This is a genomic window from Alteromonas hispanica, from assembly GCF_010500915.1.
In the GTDB taxonomy this organism is placed as follows: Bacteria; Pseudomonadota; Gammaproteobacteria; order Enterobacterales; family Alteromonadaceae; genus Alteromonas; species Alteromonas hispanica.
Genome location: NZ_JAAAWP010000003.1, coordinates 537,002 through 552,907, shown reverse-complemented (window position 1 = coordinate 552,907; position 15,906 = coordinate 537,002). Strand labels below are relative to the sequence as shown.

Here is a 15,906-nt window from a genome sequence, read left to right as displayed (position 1 = left end):
GCCTCCCGTAGGAGTCTGGGCCGTGTCTCAGTCCCAGTGTGGCTGATCTTCCTCTCAGAACAGCTAGAGATCGTCGCCTTGGTGAGCCTTTACCTCACCAACTAGCTAATCTCACTTGGGCCTCTCTCTGCGCCGGAGCCTAAGCCCCGTTTGGTCCGTAGACGTTATGCGGTATTAGCAGTCGTTTCCAACTGTTATCCCCCTCGCAAAGGCAAGTTCCCAAGCATTACTCACCCGTCCGCCACTCGTCAGCGAAGTGCAAGCACTTCCTGCTACCGTTCGACTTGCATGTGTTAGGCCTGCCGCCAGCGTTCAATCTGAGCCATGATCAAACTCTTCAATTAAATATATCGAATTATGAATCGTCGTATAGACACTCTTAACGAGTGCCCACACAGATTGTCTTGTCTAAATTGTTAAAGAACGTAGCGACTTCGTCGCTATCTCACCGTAAGCCGTTGCTTCTTGGTGACTCACCCTGTTCGAGTGAGGTGCGCATTATACGCTGGAAGTTTTTGCTGTCAACACTTTTCGAAAATTTATTTTCTGAAGCGCTTCTTCGAAACTCCCGCCTTTACTGCCTTACAAAGGTAGTAGAGACTAACTTCGCGGTGTCTGCCGTTTGGCTTTTCCCCCGAAGCGGATGCGCATTTTAGGGATCTGAGCGCTCACGTCAACAAGTATTTTAAAAAAAGTGTCACATTTCGGTTTTTCGCTCAAATATCCTACACAACGAACAATAATCAAACTATTTTTGTTGATAATTGGCTGTTCGTATGAAACTTAGCATTACTATTTTGGTTCGCTAACTTAAAACATAAGCCTCTTAACGTACTAAAACGGTCAAAATAGTCGACAGCTATTATTATTCATTTACAGTTGGCGTAACCTTACCTACACCCTACGATTTTAAATGAGGAAGAATATTGTGGCTTTACGCACGTACAAATCAGTAGCACCAAATATAGGTGAACGTTGTTATATTGATGAGTCGTCTGTGTTAGTGGGAGACGTATCCCTTGGTAACGACAGCAGCATTTGGCCGTTAGTTGCCGGACGGGGAGACGTTAACAAAATTCAGATTGGAAATAGAACTAATATTCAAGACGGCACAGTACTGCACGTTACTCGCCGCTCTACGCAGAATCCCGACGGGTTTCCCCTTATTATAGGCGATGATGTTACCGTAGGTCATAAATGCATGCTTCACGGCTGCCAGCTGGGAAATCGAATACTTGTTGGTATGGGCGCGATAATCATGGATGGCGCTATTGTGGAGGACGATGTGTTTATAGGTGCGGGTACCCTGGTGCCTCCTAACAAGCGTTTAGAAAGCGGATACCTTTATGTTGGAAATCCAATGCAAAAGAAACGCCCCCTTAAGGAAAGTGAATCGGCGTTCCTTAAACAATCTGCTATTAACTACGTTATTTTGAAAGACGAATATATCGAAGATACCAAATAGCTGTTTGCTAGCCATACAAGCACTATTGAACTTACGCCTTCTTACTCAATACTATCTGTAGAAGGCGTTTTTTGTATTCTAAAGATTCTCTGCGCTCTTTTTACAAATAGCGTTTACTCGTTCTGTATGTCACTGGTTATTTATAAGCTCACGGACCTTGTTCACTATGGCATTAGTTTTTGGCTGTTTTCCAGTCCATATAGAAAATGCAGCAGCAGCTTGCTCAACTAACATGCCCAGACCGTCTAAACGCTTTTTGACTCCATATTTATGCGCCTCTTGCATAAACACGGTCGGCGAGTTTTTATAAACCATGTCGTAAACAACTTCGCATTCATCTAATAGTGCTTCAGACATATGGCAGGGTAACTCTTGATGCAAACTCGCAGCCGTTGAATTAATAATTATATGCGGCTTTATAGCGGCAATATCATCTAACGCAACGACATCTAAATTTGAGTTGCTCACGGCCGCAGAAATTTGCTGCGCTTTTTCTAATGTTCTGTTGGTAATGATTAACTGAGCAACTGAAGCTTCTAATAAAGGAGATATTACGCCACGTGCAGCACCACCCGCGCCAATTAACAGCACACGCTTATTCTCGAGCTGTACATTGTTGTTCAATAAATCATTAACTAACCCAACGCCGTCTGTATTGAAACCTTTAATCGAACCATCCGGACACTTCATCAGCGTGTTTGCAGCCTGTGCGTCTTGCGCTGCCTGATCATCTATATTTGCCATATTAAACGCATCGAGTTTAAACGGCATAGTAACGTTACAACCAACCACCTCTGGTTGTGCCAAAAACGATGACGCCTTTTCAACAAAGCCATCAACTGGCGCTAATATTTTTTCATATGAAATGACCTCTTCACATTGTTCAGCAAACATTTGGTGAATGGTTGGTGATAAACTCTGCTCAATAGGATTTCCAAATACGGCGAATTTTTTCATGGGAATACGTAACTTCTTTAATATAAAACGAAAGGGCGAAAACCGCGCAGATGAGACTACACCATATTACCGCATAGGTGGAGAGGAGAAAGTTCGAGAACTAGCAAATAGGTTTTATGATGTAATGGAAACCGATCCACTAGCCGCAGAGTTACTGGCTATGCATCCAATGCCTCTTGATAGAATACGGCACGTATTCTTTCTTTACCTGAGTTTATGGATGGGAGGTCCCGATGACTATCAACAGCAATTCGGCCACCCTAGATTGAGAGCTCGCCATTTGCCTTTTAATGTCACTCCAGCTTTAAAAGAGCAATGGATGTACTGCATGAGAAAGGCAATGTTTTCTACTACAGATGACATTATGCTTGCGAACAAGCTGCTTCAGGCATTAGAGCAACTGTCTAACCATATGACTAATTCAAAATAAAAAAGCGCGTTACTGAACCGTATTGTCCTAAAAGATAAAAATCAAATAGAGGCAAACTCAGTGACGCGCAGACTTTTTAACGGTTTATGCTCTTTTTGGCATATTTCGCAGTTGCATAGCATTACGTTTGGTTAGAAAGTATAACCAACCGACACAGTATAAACCCAAGGGTCAATTTCTATATCGTTTACCGCACCGCTGGCTTCACCAACTTTAAAGCTGGCTTCTGTGTCAATATCGATAAAGCGAACCGACGCGTTTACATGCCATTTGTCATCAACAATATAATCCATACCCACTTGAGCAGATAAGCCAAAAGAATTATCCAATGATAAATCGCTCAGGCCAGCTTGGCTATTTGCCGAAGTAAATTCTTCGTCGAAGATAAACGTGTAGTTAATGCCCGCGCCAACATAAGGTTGAAATGCTGAGCTGGCATCGTTGAAATAGTAGTTAGCGGTTAATGTTGGCGGAAGGTGTGTTACCTCACCAAGCTTATTGCCAGTGCCCAATGGATCGGCCACTGAAAACTCAACATCGTGTTTGAACGGCGTCGCTGCAAGCAATTCAATATTGATGTTGTCTGTAACAAAGTAGGCTATGTTAAGACCAAGCTGCGTATCGTTACCGATATTCAACGCAACGCCCAAGTCGGCGCCACCCGCAACAATATTAGAGGTAGATTCGTCTGGCGCTACAGTTGTTAAACCACCTCGAACAAGCCAGTCACCTTGTTGATGAGCATTAGCGAACGGAGCAACAGCCGCTAGAGCAAGACAGATTGCTGATATAGTTTGTGTGCGCATAGTGTGTCTCTCGTGTATTTAAATAAGATGGCGCCACTTTAACGCCTGTAGTACGAGAGGTGTTGATCTAGCGCAAGTTTCGCTAGCTACTGAATACGCTTCAGATTCAATGTTGATTTAGATCAAAAGAGAAGGTTGAAAACACGTAGCCGAGGGGGCTTTCAGCACGGCTACGCTTCACTTTGTGCGTAAAAAGCTCGCATGATAATTGGATTAGTTAAGACTAATGACAACAACTCAGCTTTCGTTACCAGTCTGTTGGCTTCAGCCAATCTGTTAATTTTGCTTCTGCACTGCCAGAGGCCGGAGAATAACAATATTCCCAGCGCGCTAATGGCGGCATAGACATTAGAATAGACTCGGTTCTCCCCCCGGTCTGTAAGCCAAATAGCGTGCCGCGGTCGAACACTAAGTTAAACTCTACGTAGCGTCCTCTCCGGTAAAGCTGAAAGTCTCGCTCTCTCTCACCATACGCAGTATTTTTTCGTCGCTCAATAATGGGCACATAGGCATCAATATATCCGTTACCCACAGCCTGCATAAAGGCAAATGATTGGTCAAACCCCCACTCATTCAGGTCGTCAAAAAACAGTCCTCCAACGCCACGGGTTTCATTGCGATGCTTGAGATAAAAATAGTCGTCGCACCACTTTTTATATTTAGAGTAAATATCGTCTCCAAAAGGCAAGCACAACTTTTTAGCGGTGTCGTGCCAATGTTGAACATCTTCTTTGAAAGGATAAAACGGCGTGAGGTCAAATCCACCACCAAACCACCAAATGGGTGATTCGCCCTCTTTTTCTGCAATAAAAAAGCGAACATTGGCGTGAGACGTAGGCACATAAGGATTATGAGGATGAATAACCAATGATACCCCCATTGCCTGAAAATTCCTGCCAGCCAACTCCGGGCGATTAGCCGTTGCAGATGCTGGCATTTGGCTGCCAAATACATGGGAGAAGTTTACCCCACCCTGCTCAACCACGTTACCATTTTTCATGACACGAGAGCGACCGCCGCCGCCTTCTTCTCGAACCCAGCTGTCTTCGGCAAATTGTCCCTTACCATCGGCCAACTCTATAGTTTGGCAAATAGTATCTTGCAGGTTTAGTAGATAAGACTTTACTGCTTCAATAACCTCGGCGGCATTTTTGCCATCAAGTAATTCTGCTGACATCATGATCTGATTATTTCTCCTGTGTCTCCATCTCTTATCGTGCTGGGTTTGTCATTCCCTCCTACTTCGCCATCAACATAAGTAACAGAGTTGCCAAATATATCTCTCGCTTCTTCGATAGAACGGGCCGGTGGCTGCCCTGCTAAGTTTGCGCTGGTAGAAACAATAGGTTTGCCTAGTTTATTACACAGACCTGTGACTACAGCGTGATTTGTCACTCGAACTGCAATTTTATCATGAGAGCCCGTTAGCCACTCAGGAGCCGTTTTCGACTTAGGTAATAACCAGGTTATGGCACCAGGCCAACTTGAAAATATGTCAGTACGCCTGTGTTGTGGCACCGCCTCGTCATCGACATAGGGAAGCAACTGACTATAGTTAGCAGCAATCAGAATAACGCCCTTTTCTACAGGGCGCTGCTTTGTCTTCAGTAGGAAATCCACTGCGGCTTTGTTATCTGGGTCACATCCAATGCCCATAACGGCCTCTGTGGGATACACCAAAAGCTTACCGGCGTGAAATGCTTCAACAATAGGATCGCTGCTAGCTGCCCCTTCGTCATCCGGGCTGTATATATCTACGCTCCCGTTTTGGGTATCAGACATTGTTTGTTATCTCTAAGTGATGTTTATTTTTTGAAGCCACATAAAGGCTGAGGGCATGCATATTCACCTTTTTTGTGAATTAATACACCCCAACCACATTCTGGACACGCTTCGTTGATGGGTTCAGAATTTAGCACATATCTGCATTTGGGATAATGATTACAGGCAAAAAACTGTTTCCCATATTTGCTGGTGCGGGAAATTAATTCACCCACTTTACATTTTGGACAATGAACGTGGGTTTCTTCTTGTTGCTTAAGCGGTGCAATGAAGTGGCAAACTGGAAAATTGGTACAGCCAATAAACATACCATAGCGCCCTTTCTTAATTCCCAGCTCTGATGAGCAATCAGGACACGTTACTCCGTCTAACGTTTTGAGTAGGGTGGTTTGGTTATCGTGTAAGGGTTTACTGAAATTACAGGCAGGATAAGCAGTGCAACCAATAAACGGACCGCTTTTGCTATTTTTTATATGTAACGGCTTACCGCAGTCAGGACAATCACCAAAACTATCTTCTAGTGCGTGCTCATTTGCTGAAAATAACGAGTGGTCTATTTTAGGCATGGTGGGATATTGTGGATAACTGCGTAATGATAAAAGCCACCACTGCAATACTGTAGGGCGGCTACTGGCTTATCATTGGAGAGCATTAATGAAGAACGCCGTCTGGCTCTTCAAAAAGCAAATCTTCCATTTGGGCATACGCTTTTTCTTTTCCTGGTACATTAAACAGCACCATAAGCACAACCCACTTTAAATCTTCTAGACAGAATTCGTTAGAATCTATTTCCATTACTCGATCGATGACCATTTCTCGAGTAGAAGCATCGAGCACGTTAACTTGCTCAAGGAACATAAGAAAGCCTCTGCACTCTACGTCTAAACGCATTTGCTCTTCATGCGTGTAGATGCGGCTTAAACTTGTATTAATTCCCTTACAAAAATAAGGCTTAATGTCTGTTTCTTGCAAAGCAGCTAATTTTTCTAACCACGCGAGCGCCTTATATATCTCATCATGATGAAAACCAGCCCGCACGAGCTCGTCGGTCAGTTCATCTTGATCGACACGTATTTCAGTCTCACTATGGATGAAATTTTCAAACAGATACATGAGGATATCGAACATTTTAATTGCCCCTCAATTTAATGTAACCGCCAGGGACAGCAGTTACTAAACCGCACAACTCGTATTCTAGTAATAATGCCATGGCCTGCTGGACAGGCATGGAGCCGCGCTGCGCTATAACATCTATTGCGGTAACGTCGTAATCCACACTAGCTAATAATTTATCAGTTGCCAAGCTATTCAATTCACTTTTTTCACTTTCAACGCACCTACTCTCTTTTTCAGGTAACGCCTCAATGGCTAATTCGTCGAAAATGTCATTAACATTCGTAACTAATTTAGCGCCTTGTTGAATTAACCAATGACATCCTTGGGCATGCGTATTAAAAATACTCCCGGGAATAGCAAACACATCTCGCCCTAGATCTGCGGCCATATTTGCTGTTATCAAGGTACCGCTTTGAATTTTTGCCTCTACCACCAGCGTACCTAAAGACATTGCTGCAATGATTCTATTTCTCCTTGGAAAATGCCAAGCTTTGGCAGGAATACCGGGGAAGAACTCTGTAATAATAGCACCTTCAGCTGCAAGAATATCAGAATGTAGTGATTTGTGTTTAAAAGGGTAAATAGAATCTGGTCCTGTGCCCATTACTGCAATGGTTTTACCGCATCCATGTAAAGCGCCTTTATGCGATGCTGCATCTATACCAAGCGCCATGCCGCTTGTTACTGTAATGCCTTTGATAGAAAGTGCTGCTGCCATCTCTTCAGCTGTTTTCTTGCCTTGAAAGCTTGCTCGACGACTACCTACCATCGCTATTTGCGACTGTTGCAACAGCGACGCATTACCTTTAACGAAAATTACGAGAGGTGGATTATCTAAACTTGCAAGCATATCTGGGTAATCGCAACAACCGAAAGTGATCATTTTATTTTCGGATGCTTCGTCTAACCATATTAATGCTTTTTCAACCGACTTCTCGCAAACTTTGTTCAATAAGGTTTTAGCATTTTCTGGCAGAGAACGCTCAGGGTTAACATTGAATAGATCTTCAGGCCTACAAGATAAGCTAGCTAACAGCGCTAACCACTTTTTCGTCGCTGTGCTGTATGAGGAAGCTAGACGAAGCCATGCTGCTGCATTTTTGGAAAGGGTACTTGAAGAATGATGCATTGCCGCTCCGTAGTTAGCGCGGCAATTATCATATGTCGCGTTATGGATTTGCGACTATAAAGCCGCGTTTTATACCTGTGTTTGCTCGGGTGATTAAGCCATAGCTTGCCGCGCTAAAAGTTTTGTAGATTATGACCTCTCCCACTTTAAGGGCCGGCTGCTCTACTGCATTAATAAGCCACTCACGCCCGCTTTGTATTTGTGAGTTGGTAACGTATTTAGGCGTATCGTCGTTGATGATAGAGGGGCCCTTTGCATAAATGCCCATCACGGTACCGGGTTCTACTTCCGAGTTACCCAAATCGAGAATAATCACATCGTATTTTCCCAATAAATCGTGATCGTGAACATCACCGATAACAAAGCCTCTCTGCACTGTAGCCGGTTTTAACACTAAGCTTTTCTCATGGGAAAAGTTCCCCTCGAACAACTTGTCTCCCAAATTCGCCTCTTGGGTAGACTGAGTAAGCGACAGTAGCATCGAGTCGTCATCTATCGACTCTGTAAATACCTGAGCATCAGCTACGTGAGAAACCTGCACCCCTAATGCTCTTCCATCGAGGTTTTTGATAATAGATTGCTTTCTCACTACGTGTAACTGTTCAGTAGTATTGAAATTCGGCTCACTGACAACCAAATCATCAGCGGCAAAGCGCACATTCGCGTCTTTATTTCCTAACACCCTTGGCATCATATCGAAGCTGTCTAAATCAATGATGGTGTGTTGATTTATATACGGTGCAATAGCACTCCAATCCAATGTATCTATAGGCGACGGTTTTACTCGCTTTTCAGCCTGGGGAGAAAGCGAAAGAAGGGGTTTGTCACGTTGAATTGAAAACACGGGTTCGCCGTCTATCATGCCCACAATAATAACATCGCCGGGATAGATTAAGTGAGGGTTGTCGATTTGTGTATTCGTTCTCCATAACTCAGGCCATAGCCACGGCTTGTTGAGAAAAATAGTTGCGATATCCCATAACGTATCACCGCGTTTTACCGTGTAAGTTTGCGGAGCACTGTCTTTGAGCTGCAGGGCGAGCACAGGCAAAGTTAGAAATGCCAACGTTGCAGCTATTATTAATTGCCCATATTTTTTTAATCGCATATTCAAATTAGATTCCCGCAAAAGTTTCGCTGTCGCTTATTGTTGCTTTTTAAGACAATACCACTATATCGACAGTTACGCGTGTTCTTAAAGGACTATGGCAAAAAACTGCACTAAAGTCTGTGTTATACGTTAGAATAGTAAGTAAATTGGCACTGTAAAGTGCGTTGGTAAATAGATCGTATATGAATTTATACAGCGAAAAGGCAAAGTAAGCGACAAATGGCAATATTAGATGTATTAAGTTTTCCCGACGAACGTCTTCGCACGGTAGCAAAGCCGGTCGACAACGTGAACGACGAAATTAAGCAACTTGTTTCAGACATGTTTGAAACAATGAAAGACGAAAAAGGTATCGGTCTTGCCGCTACCCAAGTAGATCGTCACGTTCAGGTTGTGGTGATGGATGTGTCAGAGGAACAAAACGAACCTCGCGTTTTCATTAACCCTGAAATTACGCGAAAAGAAGGCGCAACAATCAGCGAAGAAGGTTGTCTTTCTGTGCCCGGCAACTATGCAAAAGTAGAGCGTGCAGAAGCTATCACAGTGAAAGCACTTGATGCTAATGGCGACAGCTTTGAGTTAGAAGCAGAGGGGCTACTTGCGATTTGCATTCAGCATGAGCTTGACCACCTTAAAGGCGTTCTATTTATCGATTATCTCTCGCCGTTAAAGCGTCAACGTATTCGCAAAAAGCTCGAAAAAGAAGCTAGACTAGCAGCCAGAGCTTAAGGAAAACCGTGACAGCGCCACTTAGAATTATTTTTGCCGGTACCCCGGATTTTGCAGCTAAACACTTATCGGCTCTTATTGAAAGTGAGCACGACGTTATCGCTGTATATACTCAGCCCGACCGCCCTGCTGGACGCGGAAAGAAGTTAACCGCAAGCCCAGTTAAGCAGCTCGCAGAAACACACCATATACCTGTTTACCAACCTGAATCTTTGAAAGAAGAAGAGGCACAGCGCATTCTAGCCGAACTTAATGCTGACATTATGGTGGTGGTTGCTTACGGTTTGATACTGCCAAAAGCTGTTTTAAATGCGCCTAAATACGGATGTATTAATGTACATGGCTCTATATTACCTAAATGGCGAGGAGCTGCGCCAATACAGCGCTCAATCTGGGCTGGCGATGCTGAAACTGGCGTAACTATTATGCAAATGGACGAAGGTTTAGACACCGGTGATATGCTTCATATAGCTACACTTCCCATTGAGAGTAACGATACAAGCGCAACCTTATACAACAAACTTGCTGAGCTTGGTCCAATAGCGCTGGTTGATGTTTTGCAGCGCCTAGCAAGCATAACACCGCAAAAACAAGATGACGCACTCGCAAGTTATGCGAAAAAACTCTCCAAAGAAGAAGCTCAGATTAATTGGGAAGAAAGCGCAGAGCAAATTGAGCGAAATATCAGAGCGTTTAACCCGTGGCCCGTGGCGTGGATGAGAGTAGAGAAACAAAACGTTAAGGTATGGTCAGCGTTCGTAGAGCCTTGTTCAGTTGATGTGAGCCCTGGCACAATTATAAGCGCGAATAAATCGGGCATTACAGTAGCAACAGGCAAAGATGCCTTAACAATAACATTGTTACAAATTCCTGGTAAAAAGCCTTTATCTGCTGCTGACGTTATTAATGCACGTAAAGCTTGGTTCGAACCAGGTTGCTCATTACATCAAGTAGATTCGTTGTGAAACCACTCCCGTTACCAAAACAAAAGAACCTGCGCGCAGACTGCGCGTGGGTTATTTATCAAATTCTTGAGCAAGGGAAGTCATCTAGAGACTGCTTAGAAAGGGTTCAGAGAAGGCACAACGTTCGCGATAACGCATGGCTACAAGAAATGTCTCTTGGCGTCATGCGAAAGCTGCCATTATTGCAACACTGGCTTCGAACACTGCTCGACCGCCCTCTTAAAGGGAACAAAAAAGTACTCGAACACTTAATCATGTTGGGGCTTTATCAACTTGCCTTTTCAAGGGTAAGTAAACACGCAGCGGTGGGCGAGACAGTTGCAGCCGCATCATATTTGGGCGGAACTGGACTTAAAGGTTTAGTAAACGCCGTATTGCGAAACTTTCAGCGAGAAGAGTTGGCCTCACGCCCAGTTGAAGATCCGATTATTAATAGCGGCCTCCCAAAGTGGCTTTTTAAAGCCATAGACTCGGCATATAACGATGACGCCCATGCAGTGAGACAGGCTACCAACGACATGGCCCCTATCTGGCTTAGGGTAAACTCTCGCCAAATAAACAAAGGTGACTTTGCTTCGCTATTAACAAAAGCAAACGTTGAATTTTCATTTAGCGATGAGCATGAAAACGGGATCGTTTTAAAGTCACGAGAAGACATCACAGCCTTGCCTGGTTTTGATAAAGGTTTTTTTGCAGTTCAAGACGGCGCAGCACAACTTGCTGCGCATTATCTCAACCCTCAAAATGGCGAGCGAGTTCTCGATTGTTGCGCAGCACCTGGCGGTAAAACGGGTCACATTGCTGAATTAGCACCTAAGTTGGCTTACTGCTTAGCACTTGATGCTGATGAAAAGCGATTACAGCGAGTGCACGAAAATATGGATCGCCTCAAACACAGTGTCGAAATCAAACAAGGTGATGCTACCAATCCATCACAGTGGTGGGACGGAGAGCTCTTCGATCGTATTTTACTAGACGCGCCCTGCTCTGCCACAGGAGTTATTCGCCGCCACCCCGATATTCGCTGGCTAAGAAAGTCTAGCGATATAGATAATTTAGCGGCATTACAGCGAGAGATATTGAATGCGTTGTGGAAATTGTTAAAGCCTGGTGGCACCCTGCTTTATGCAACATGCTCAATTCTACCGAAAGAAAATAAGGCACAAGTTACTCGCTTTATTGCCGAAACGGAAGACGCCAATTTGCAACCAATAATTAAGACAGAAACCAATGAAAATCCTGGTCGTCAGATTCTGCCGGGTGAGCAACAAATGGATGGTTTCTATTATGCGAGACTGGTAAAGTCGTCTTGCGCAATTAAGTAACAGGGCTAGTTAATAACGATGAAAATCATCATTTTGGGTGCAGGTCAGGTTGGTGGAACGCTAGCTGAAAACTTAGTGGGTGAGAATAACGAGATTACCGTTATTGACTCAGACCCCAATATTCTGCGCTCACTTCAAGATAGACTCGATTTGCAAGTTGTCACCGGCGTTGGCTCTCACCCTGATGTGCTACGAAGCGCTGGGGCGGAAGATGCCGATATGCTCATTGCTGTGACCAATAGTGATGAAAGTAATATGCTCGCCTGTCAGGTAGCGTACAGTCTATTTAAAACACCCACTAAAATAGCCCGAGTTCGCTCTGAACAATATATCATTTACCAAGCTCAACTTTATAAACAACAAGATATTCCAGTCGACCACATCATTGCGCCCGAACAACTCGTAACCAAAGCAATAAAACGCTTAATAGACTATCCTGGCGCACTGCAGGTTGTTGAGTTTGCCGAAGGCAAAGCAAGCCTTGTTGCTGTAAAAGCTTATTATGGTGGACTGCTCGTAGGTCACGCTCTGTCTGCATTGAAAGATCATATGCCGAATGTAGAAACACGGGTAGCGGCAATTTATCGTCGCGGACGCCCTATTCGCCCGTTAGGCACCACTGTGATAGAAGCAGACGATGAAGTCTTTTTTATTGCCGCAACCAAACATATTCGGGCGGTAATGAGTGAACTACAGAAGCTAGAGTCTAGCTATAAGCGCATTATGATCGCAGGCGGTGGGTTAATCGGAGCAGGTCTAGCGAAGAAGCTCGAGCATAACCATAATGTTAAGCTGATTGAGTTTAGCGCAGAGCGCGCTAAATACCTTGCTGCTCATTTAGACAAAACCATTGTATTTAGCGGAGATGCCTCCGACCCTGAACTATTAGGCGAAGAAAATATCGAGCAGGTGGACGCGTTCATCGCAGTCACTAATGACGATGAAGCCAACATCATGTCTGCCATGCTAGCCAAGCGAATGGGCGCAAAAAAGGCAATGGTGCTTATTCAACGAGGCGCCTATGTTGACTTAGTTCAGGGTGGGGAAATTGATATTGCTTTCTCTCCTCAGCAGGCAACCATATCTGCCCTGCTTACTCATGTAAGGCGTGGAGACATAGTGAACGTTTACTCACTTCGCAGAGGCGCGGCAGAAGCAATTGAAGCAATCGCCCATGGTGATGAGAATACCTCTAAAGTGGTGGGCAAACAAATCGGCGATATTAAGTTACCACCAGGAACAACGATTGGCGCTGTGGTAAGAGACGATCAGGTGATCATTGCCCACAGTGATACAAAGATAGAGGCCGACGACCACATCATTCTATTCTTAGTTGATAAAAAGTATATCAGCGATGTAGAGAAGTTATTCCAACCAAGCGCTTTCTTCTTCGGTTAAAAAGATAGGCAGCTGTTTATCAATAGTTATCTGTTAATAGCGGTGCTTTGTTGAAATCGATTTATCAACAAAACTTAGCTTCTCCAAAACGTTGGAGAGAAAAGCACAAGCAACGAAAATACTTCTAATCGCCCAAATACCATTGCTAACACCAACAACCATTTCCCGCCATCAGTTACCTCTGCATAATTCGCAGCAACGCTACCTAGGCCTGGGCCAAGGTTGTTTAGCATGGCAGCTGTGGCAGTAAAGGCACTTAGGTTATCTAGCCCCGTTGCAATTAGCCCTATCATGATAAGTACGAATACAATTGCATAGGCTGAAAAGAAGCCCCATACCGCTTCTACCACTTTGTCGGGCATTGCTCTATCGCCAAATTTTACTGCATACACAGCTTTGGGGTGAATAAGCCTGTCTACCTCACGTTTACCCTGCAAAAACAGCAAGCACACTCTCACCACCTTTAATCCACCGCCGGTAGAGCTTGCACAGCCGCCGATAAAACTGGAAAAAATAAGCATAATAGGCAAAAAGGTAGGCCAGACAGAAAAGTCTGTGGTAGCAAAACCTGCGGTTGTACTTATAGACACCGCTTGAATCATTGCTTGATCTAAGGCGGTTTCGGCAGAACTGTAATAACCAGAAAGGGTTAGAACAAGAAAGCAAATTGAAATCAGCGTAGCCTGAATAATGAAAAAAGCTTTGAACTCAGGATCTTTGAAATATCCACGCATAGAACGAGAGCTTACTGCAGCATAGTGAAGTGAAAAGTTAAGCGCTGCTATTAGTAAAAATACGGTACACACTACGTTGACCATAGGACTGGAAAAATAACCTAAACTGGCATCATGGTTTGAAAAACCTCCAATGGCGACGGTGGAGAATGCATGACAAATTGCGTCAAAGACATTCATACCTGCAAGCCAATAAGCCCCGGCACAAGCGATAGTAATAGAAAGGTAAATATACCAAAGATGCTTTGCCGTATCGGCAATACGCGGCGTCATCTTATTATCTTTAACCGGGCCTGGTGTTTCAGCACGATAGAGCTGCATCCCCCCAACACCTAAGATAGGTAAAATAGCCACGGCTAACACAATAATTCCCATACCGCCTAGCCATTGAAGCTGCTGACGATAGAACTGAACGGAATGAGGTAAAAAATCAATCCCCTCTATTACTGTAGCACCAGTAGTAGTAAGCCCTGAGAAAGATTCAAAAAACGCGTCTGTTACTGTCATGCTAGGTTGCTCTAGCAAAATAAGCGGAATTGCCCCAACGCTTGCGAGCACCGACCAAAACAGTGCCACAATTAAAAAGCCTTCTCGCGCTCTCAAATCATTTTTTTGCTGTCTATTGGGATACCATAATGCCATCCCCCCTAATACACACAATATGAATGCGAGGGTAAAAGGAAGGCCACTTCCATCTTGATATATCAATGAGACAATACCAGGAGGGATCATGGTTACACTGAAAAGTGCAATGAGTAACCCTAGAATACGAATGATGGCACGATAGTGCATTGTGTGATGGCCTTTCTTTTTATAGTGACTCGTATTGTTAAGTCGCGAATGTGTAACGAAAAAACAATTAGCGCTTACACATCGATTATAGGGCTATATTGTGAGGGGGAAAACATTTGTTTTTCCTCCTCACACAGACACTATATAGTCTATTTCATTGAAAGTACTGTTTTTACCATTTTAGTAATACTGCGATAGGCTTGCGATACGTTCTCGGCAAGCATATAAGCGGGGGTGGTAACTAACTTCATCTCGTTATCAACAACCACATCATCTACTTCGCAATCTATATGGGTTGCACCTAAAGCGTTAAGTCCTTGCGCAGTTGCTTCATCGTTACCAATAGTAAGCTTTACGCCATTCCCATAAACCTTTGCAGCAAGCGCCGGAGCAATACACGCATAAGCCGCTGGCTTTTTAGCTTTTGCAAATGCTTGGCATACAGTGAGAACGTCTTCATTGAATGAACACTCGGCGCCATCTACTGCAAAAGTGCAAAGATTTTTTGCAACACCGAAGCCACCCGGCAAAATGAGTGTATCAAAAAGACTTACGTCGCACTCTGACAGTGGCTTTATATCTCCACGAGTAATGCGTGCAGACTCAACTAATACGTTTCTGGTTTCACCCTCTGCCACTTCACCCGTTAAATGGTTTATAACATGTAATTGGTCGACGTCAGGCGCAAAGCACTGGTACGACGCTCCTTCAGACTCGATCGCTAGTAATGACAAGACGGCTTCTTGTAACTCTGCACCATCATAAACACCACTTCCACTTAGAATGACCGCAACCTGCTTCATATTTTCCTCCAGACTATGTACTTTATGACTTATGCAATTGTTGGCTATAAAACAACCAAAACTTTTAAAAAAGTTCTTAACATAACGTATATTATTTGTGAATTCTTATGCTACATTATTTCGCTGATTTGGTTAAACGAAAAAATACGCAAACCAAGTTATCCACATAAAATGGAATGTTCTGTAGCAGGTACGCTGTAATTCTAATATTGCTTCATTCCCTTATTTTTCTTGCATCTGGTATTGATCAAACAATTTTTTGTGATCAAATGGATCCGTTCGCCTGAAAATTTAGATCACAAAGTTATCCACAGGCCAAGCATTTTTTAATCTCGCGCCCTTATATGGCGATCTTTCCTTTCCT

The 15,906-nt window shown here is 43.9% G+C and carries 16 protein-coding genes and 1 rRNA gene; 6 read left to right on the top strand and 11 right to left on the bottom strand.

What is annotated here, in order from left to right; all coding sequences use genetic code 11:
• Positions 1 to 344, bottom strand: a 16S ribosomal RNA gene (locus GTW09_RS07890); the annotation flags it as partial.
• 569 nt (positions 345 to 913) lie between these two features.
• Here GTW09_RS07890 and GTW09_RS07885 point away from each other — a divergent pair.
• Entirely contained in the window at positions 914 to 1,465 is a 552-nt protein-coding gene (locus tag GTW09_RS07885) for a gamma carbonic anhydrase family protein (RefSeq protein ID WP_198520986.1), read from the top strand.
• Positions 1,466 to 1,594: 129 nt separating this feature from the next.
• Here the strand turns inward: GTW09_RS07885 and aroE are convergent, their stop codons facing one another.
• Positions 1,595 to 2,422 (bottom strand): shikimate dehydrogenase, encoded by an 828-nt coding sequence (gene aroE, locus GTW09_RS07880; RefSeq protein ID WP_163111393.1) that lies wholly within the window; start codon positions 2,420 to 2,422, stop codon positions 1,595 to 1,597.
• Here aroE and GTW09_RS07875 point away from each other — a divergent pair.
• Positions 2,421 to 2,852, top strand: coding sequence for a group II truncated hemoglobin (locus GTW09_RS07875; protein ID WP_163111391.1), 432 nt, complete (start codon positions 2,421 to 2,423; stop codon positions 2,850 to 2,852). The genes aroE and GTW09_RS07875 overlap by 2 nt on opposite strands.
• A gap of 131 nt (positions 2,853 to 2,983) precedes the next feature.
• Here the strand turns inward: GTW09_RS07875 and GTW09_RS07870 are convergent, their stop codons facing one another.
• From GTW09_RS07870 to GTW09_RS07840, 7 genes are all read right to left on the bottom strand, one after another.
• Positions 2,984 to 3,658, bottom strand: coding sequence for an OmpW/AlkL family protein (locus tag GTW09_RS07870; RefSeq protein WP_071978157.1), 675 nt, complete (start codon positions 3,656 to 3,658; stop codon positions 2,984 to 2,986).
• Positions 3,659 to 3,905: 247 nt separating this feature from the next.
• Positions 3,906 to 4,838, bottom strand: a complete 933-nt coding sequence (gene hemF / locus GTW09_RS07865; protein ID WP_071978156.1) for an oxygen-dependent coproporphyrinogen oxidase — start codon at positions 4,836 to 4,838, stop codon at positions 3,906 to 3,908.
• The gene (tsaC, locus tag GTW09_RS07860) at positions 4,835 to 5,440 is read right to left on the bottom strand and encodes an L-threonylcarbamoyladenylate synthase type 1 TsaC (RefSeq protein ID WP_071978155.1); all 606 of its coding nucleotides are present in this window, start codon (positions 5,438 to 5,440) and stop codon (positions 4,835 to 4,837) included. Before tsaC ends, hemF begins: the two co-directional genes overlap by 4 nt.
• Positions 5,441 to 5,463: 23 nt before the next feature.
• Positions 5,464 to 6,006, bottom strand: a complete 543-nt coding sequence (locus tag GTW09_RS07855; RefSeq protein ID WP_163111389.1) for a DNA topoisomerase family protein — start codon at positions 6,004 to 6,006, stop codon at positions 5,464 to 5,466.
• An 85-nt stretch (positions 6,007 to 6,091) separates the two neighbouring features.
• Entirely contained in the window at positions 6,092 to 6,568 is a 477-nt protein-coding gene (locus GTW09_RS07850; RefSeq protein WP_032095212.1) for a DUF494 family protein, read from the bottom strand.
• Position 6,569: 1 nt separating this feature from the next.
• Positions 6,570 to 7,685, bottom strand: a complete 1,116-nt coding sequence (gene dprA / locus GTW09_RS07845) for a DNA-processing protein DprA (protein ID WP_163111387.1) — start codon at positions 7,683 to 7,685, stop codon at positions 6,570 to 6,572.
• Positions 7,686 to 7,725: 40 nt separating this feature from the next.
• On the bottom strand, positions 7,726 to 8,793 hold the full coding sequence (locus GTW09_RS07840) for a LysM peptidoglycan-binding domain-containing protein (protein ID WP_163111385.1): 1,068 nt from the start codon (positions 8,791 to 8,793) through the stop codon (positions 7,726 to 7,728).
• A gap of 222 nt (positions 8,794 to 9,015) precedes the next feature.
• On the opposite strand from GTW09_RS07840, the gene def reads away from it, so the two are divergent.
• The 4 genes from def to trkA are packed head-to-tail and all read left to right on the top strand — an operon-like array spanning position 9,016 to position 13,213.
• Positions 9,016 to 9,525, top strand: coding sequence for a peptide deformylase (gene def / locus GTW09_RS07835; RefSeq protein ID WP_163111383.1), 510 nt, complete (start codon positions 9,016 to 9,018; stop codon positions 9,523 to 9,525).
• 8 nt (positions 9,526 to 9,533) lie between these two features.
• Entirely contained in the window at positions 9,534 to 10,490 is a 957-nt protein-coding gene (gene fmt, locus GTW09_RS07830) for a methionyl-tRNA formyltransferase (RefSeq protein WP_163111381.1), read from the top strand.
• The gene (gene rsmB, locus GTW09_RS07825; protein ID WP_163111379.1) at positions 10,487 to 11,815 is read left to right on the top strand and encodes a 16S rRNA (cytosine(967)-C(5))-methyltransferase RsmB; all 1,329 of its coding nucleotides are present in this window, start codon (positions 10,487 to 10,489) and stop codon (positions 11,813 to 11,815) included. The genes fmt and rsmB overlap by 4 nt, the downstream gene beginning before the upstream one ends.
• A gap of 18 nt (positions 11,816 to 11,833) precedes the next feature.
• Positions 11,834 to 13,213: a Trk system potassium transporter TrkA gene (trkA, locus tag GTW09_RS07820; RefSeq protein ID WP_071978148.1), complete on the top strand. Its 1,380-nt coding sequence runs from the start codon at positions 11,834 to 11,836 to the stop codon at positions 13,211 to 13,213.
• 74 nt (positions 13,214 to 13,287) lie between these two features.
• Here trkA and GTW09_RS07815 read toward each other — a convergent pair whose 3' ends face one another.
• Entirely contained in the window at positions 13,288 to 14,739 is a 1,452-nt protein-coding gene (locus GTW09_RS07815; protein WP_071978147.1) for a TrkH family potassium uptake protein, read from the bottom strand.
• A 149-nt stretch (positions 14,740 to 14,888) separates the two neighbouring features.
• Positions 14,889 to 15,542: an isoprenoid biosynthesis glyoxalase ElbB gene (gene elbB / locus GTW09_RS07810; protein WP_163111377.1), complete on the bottom strand. Its 654-nt coding sequence runs from the start codon at positions 15,540 to 15,542 to the stop codon at positions 14,889 to 14,891.
• Between the last annotated feature and the right edge of the window lie 364 nt (positions 15,543 to 15,906).

Excerpts from the sequence above, each read along its gene's own strand:
- tsaC (WP_071978155.1), bottom strand. The coding sequence starts at position 5,440 with ATGTCTGATACCCAAAACGGGAGCGTAGATATATACAGCCCGGATGAC.
- dprA (WP_163111387.1), bottom strand. The coding sequence starts at position 7,685 with ATGCATCATTCTTCAAGTACCCTTTCCAAAAATGCAGCAGCATGGCTT.
- GTW09_RS07840 (WP_163111385.1), bottom strand. The coding sequence starts at position 8,793 with ATGCGATTAAAAAAATATGGGCAATTAATAATAGCTGCAACGTTGGCA.
- aroE (WP_163111393.1), bottom strand. The coding sequence starts at position 2,422 with ATGAAAAAATTCGCCGTATTTGGAAATCCTATTGAGCAGAGTTTATCA.
- elbB (WP_163111377.1), bottom strand. The coding sequence starts at position 15,542 with ATGAAGCAGGTTGCGGTCATTCTAAGTGGAAGTGGTGTTTATGATGGT.
- GTW09_RS07815 (WP_071978147.1), bottom strand. The coding sequence starts at position 14,739 with ATGCACTATCGTGCCATCATTCGTATTCTAGGGTTACTCATTGCACTT.
- GTW09_RS07885 (WP_198520986.1), top strand. The coding sequence starts at position 914 with ATGAGGAAGAATATTGTGGCTTTACGCACGTACAAATCAGTAGCACCA.
- GTW09_RS07850 (WP_032095212.1), bottom strand. The coding sequence starts at position 6,568 with ATGTTCGATATCCTCATGTATCTGTTTGAAAATTTCATCCATAGTGAG.
- GTW09_RS07870 (WP_071978157.1), bottom strand. The coding sequence starts at position 3,658 with ATGCGCACACAAACTATATCAGCAATCTGTCTTGCTCTAGCGGCTGTT.
- hemF (WP_071978156.1), bottom strand. The coding sequence starts at position 4,838 with ATGATGTCAGCAGAATTACTTGATGGCAAAAATGCCGCCGAGGTTATT.
- def (WP_163111383.1), top strand. The coding sequence starts at position 9,016 with ATGGCAATATTAGATGTATTAAGTTTTCCCGACGAACGTCTTCGCACG.
- trkA (WP_071978148.1), top strand. The coding sequence starts at position 11,834 with ATGAAAATCATCATTTTGGGTGCAGGTCAGGTTGGTGGAACGCTAGCT.
- GTW09_RS07875 (WP_163111391.1), top strand. The coding sequence starts at position 2,421 with ATGGGAATACGTAACTTCTTTAATATAAAACGAAAGGGCGAAAACCGC.
- GTW09_RS07855 (WP_163111389.1), bottom strand. The coding sequence starts at position 6,006 with ATGCCTAAAATAGACCACTCGTTATTTTCAGCAAATGAGCACGCACTA.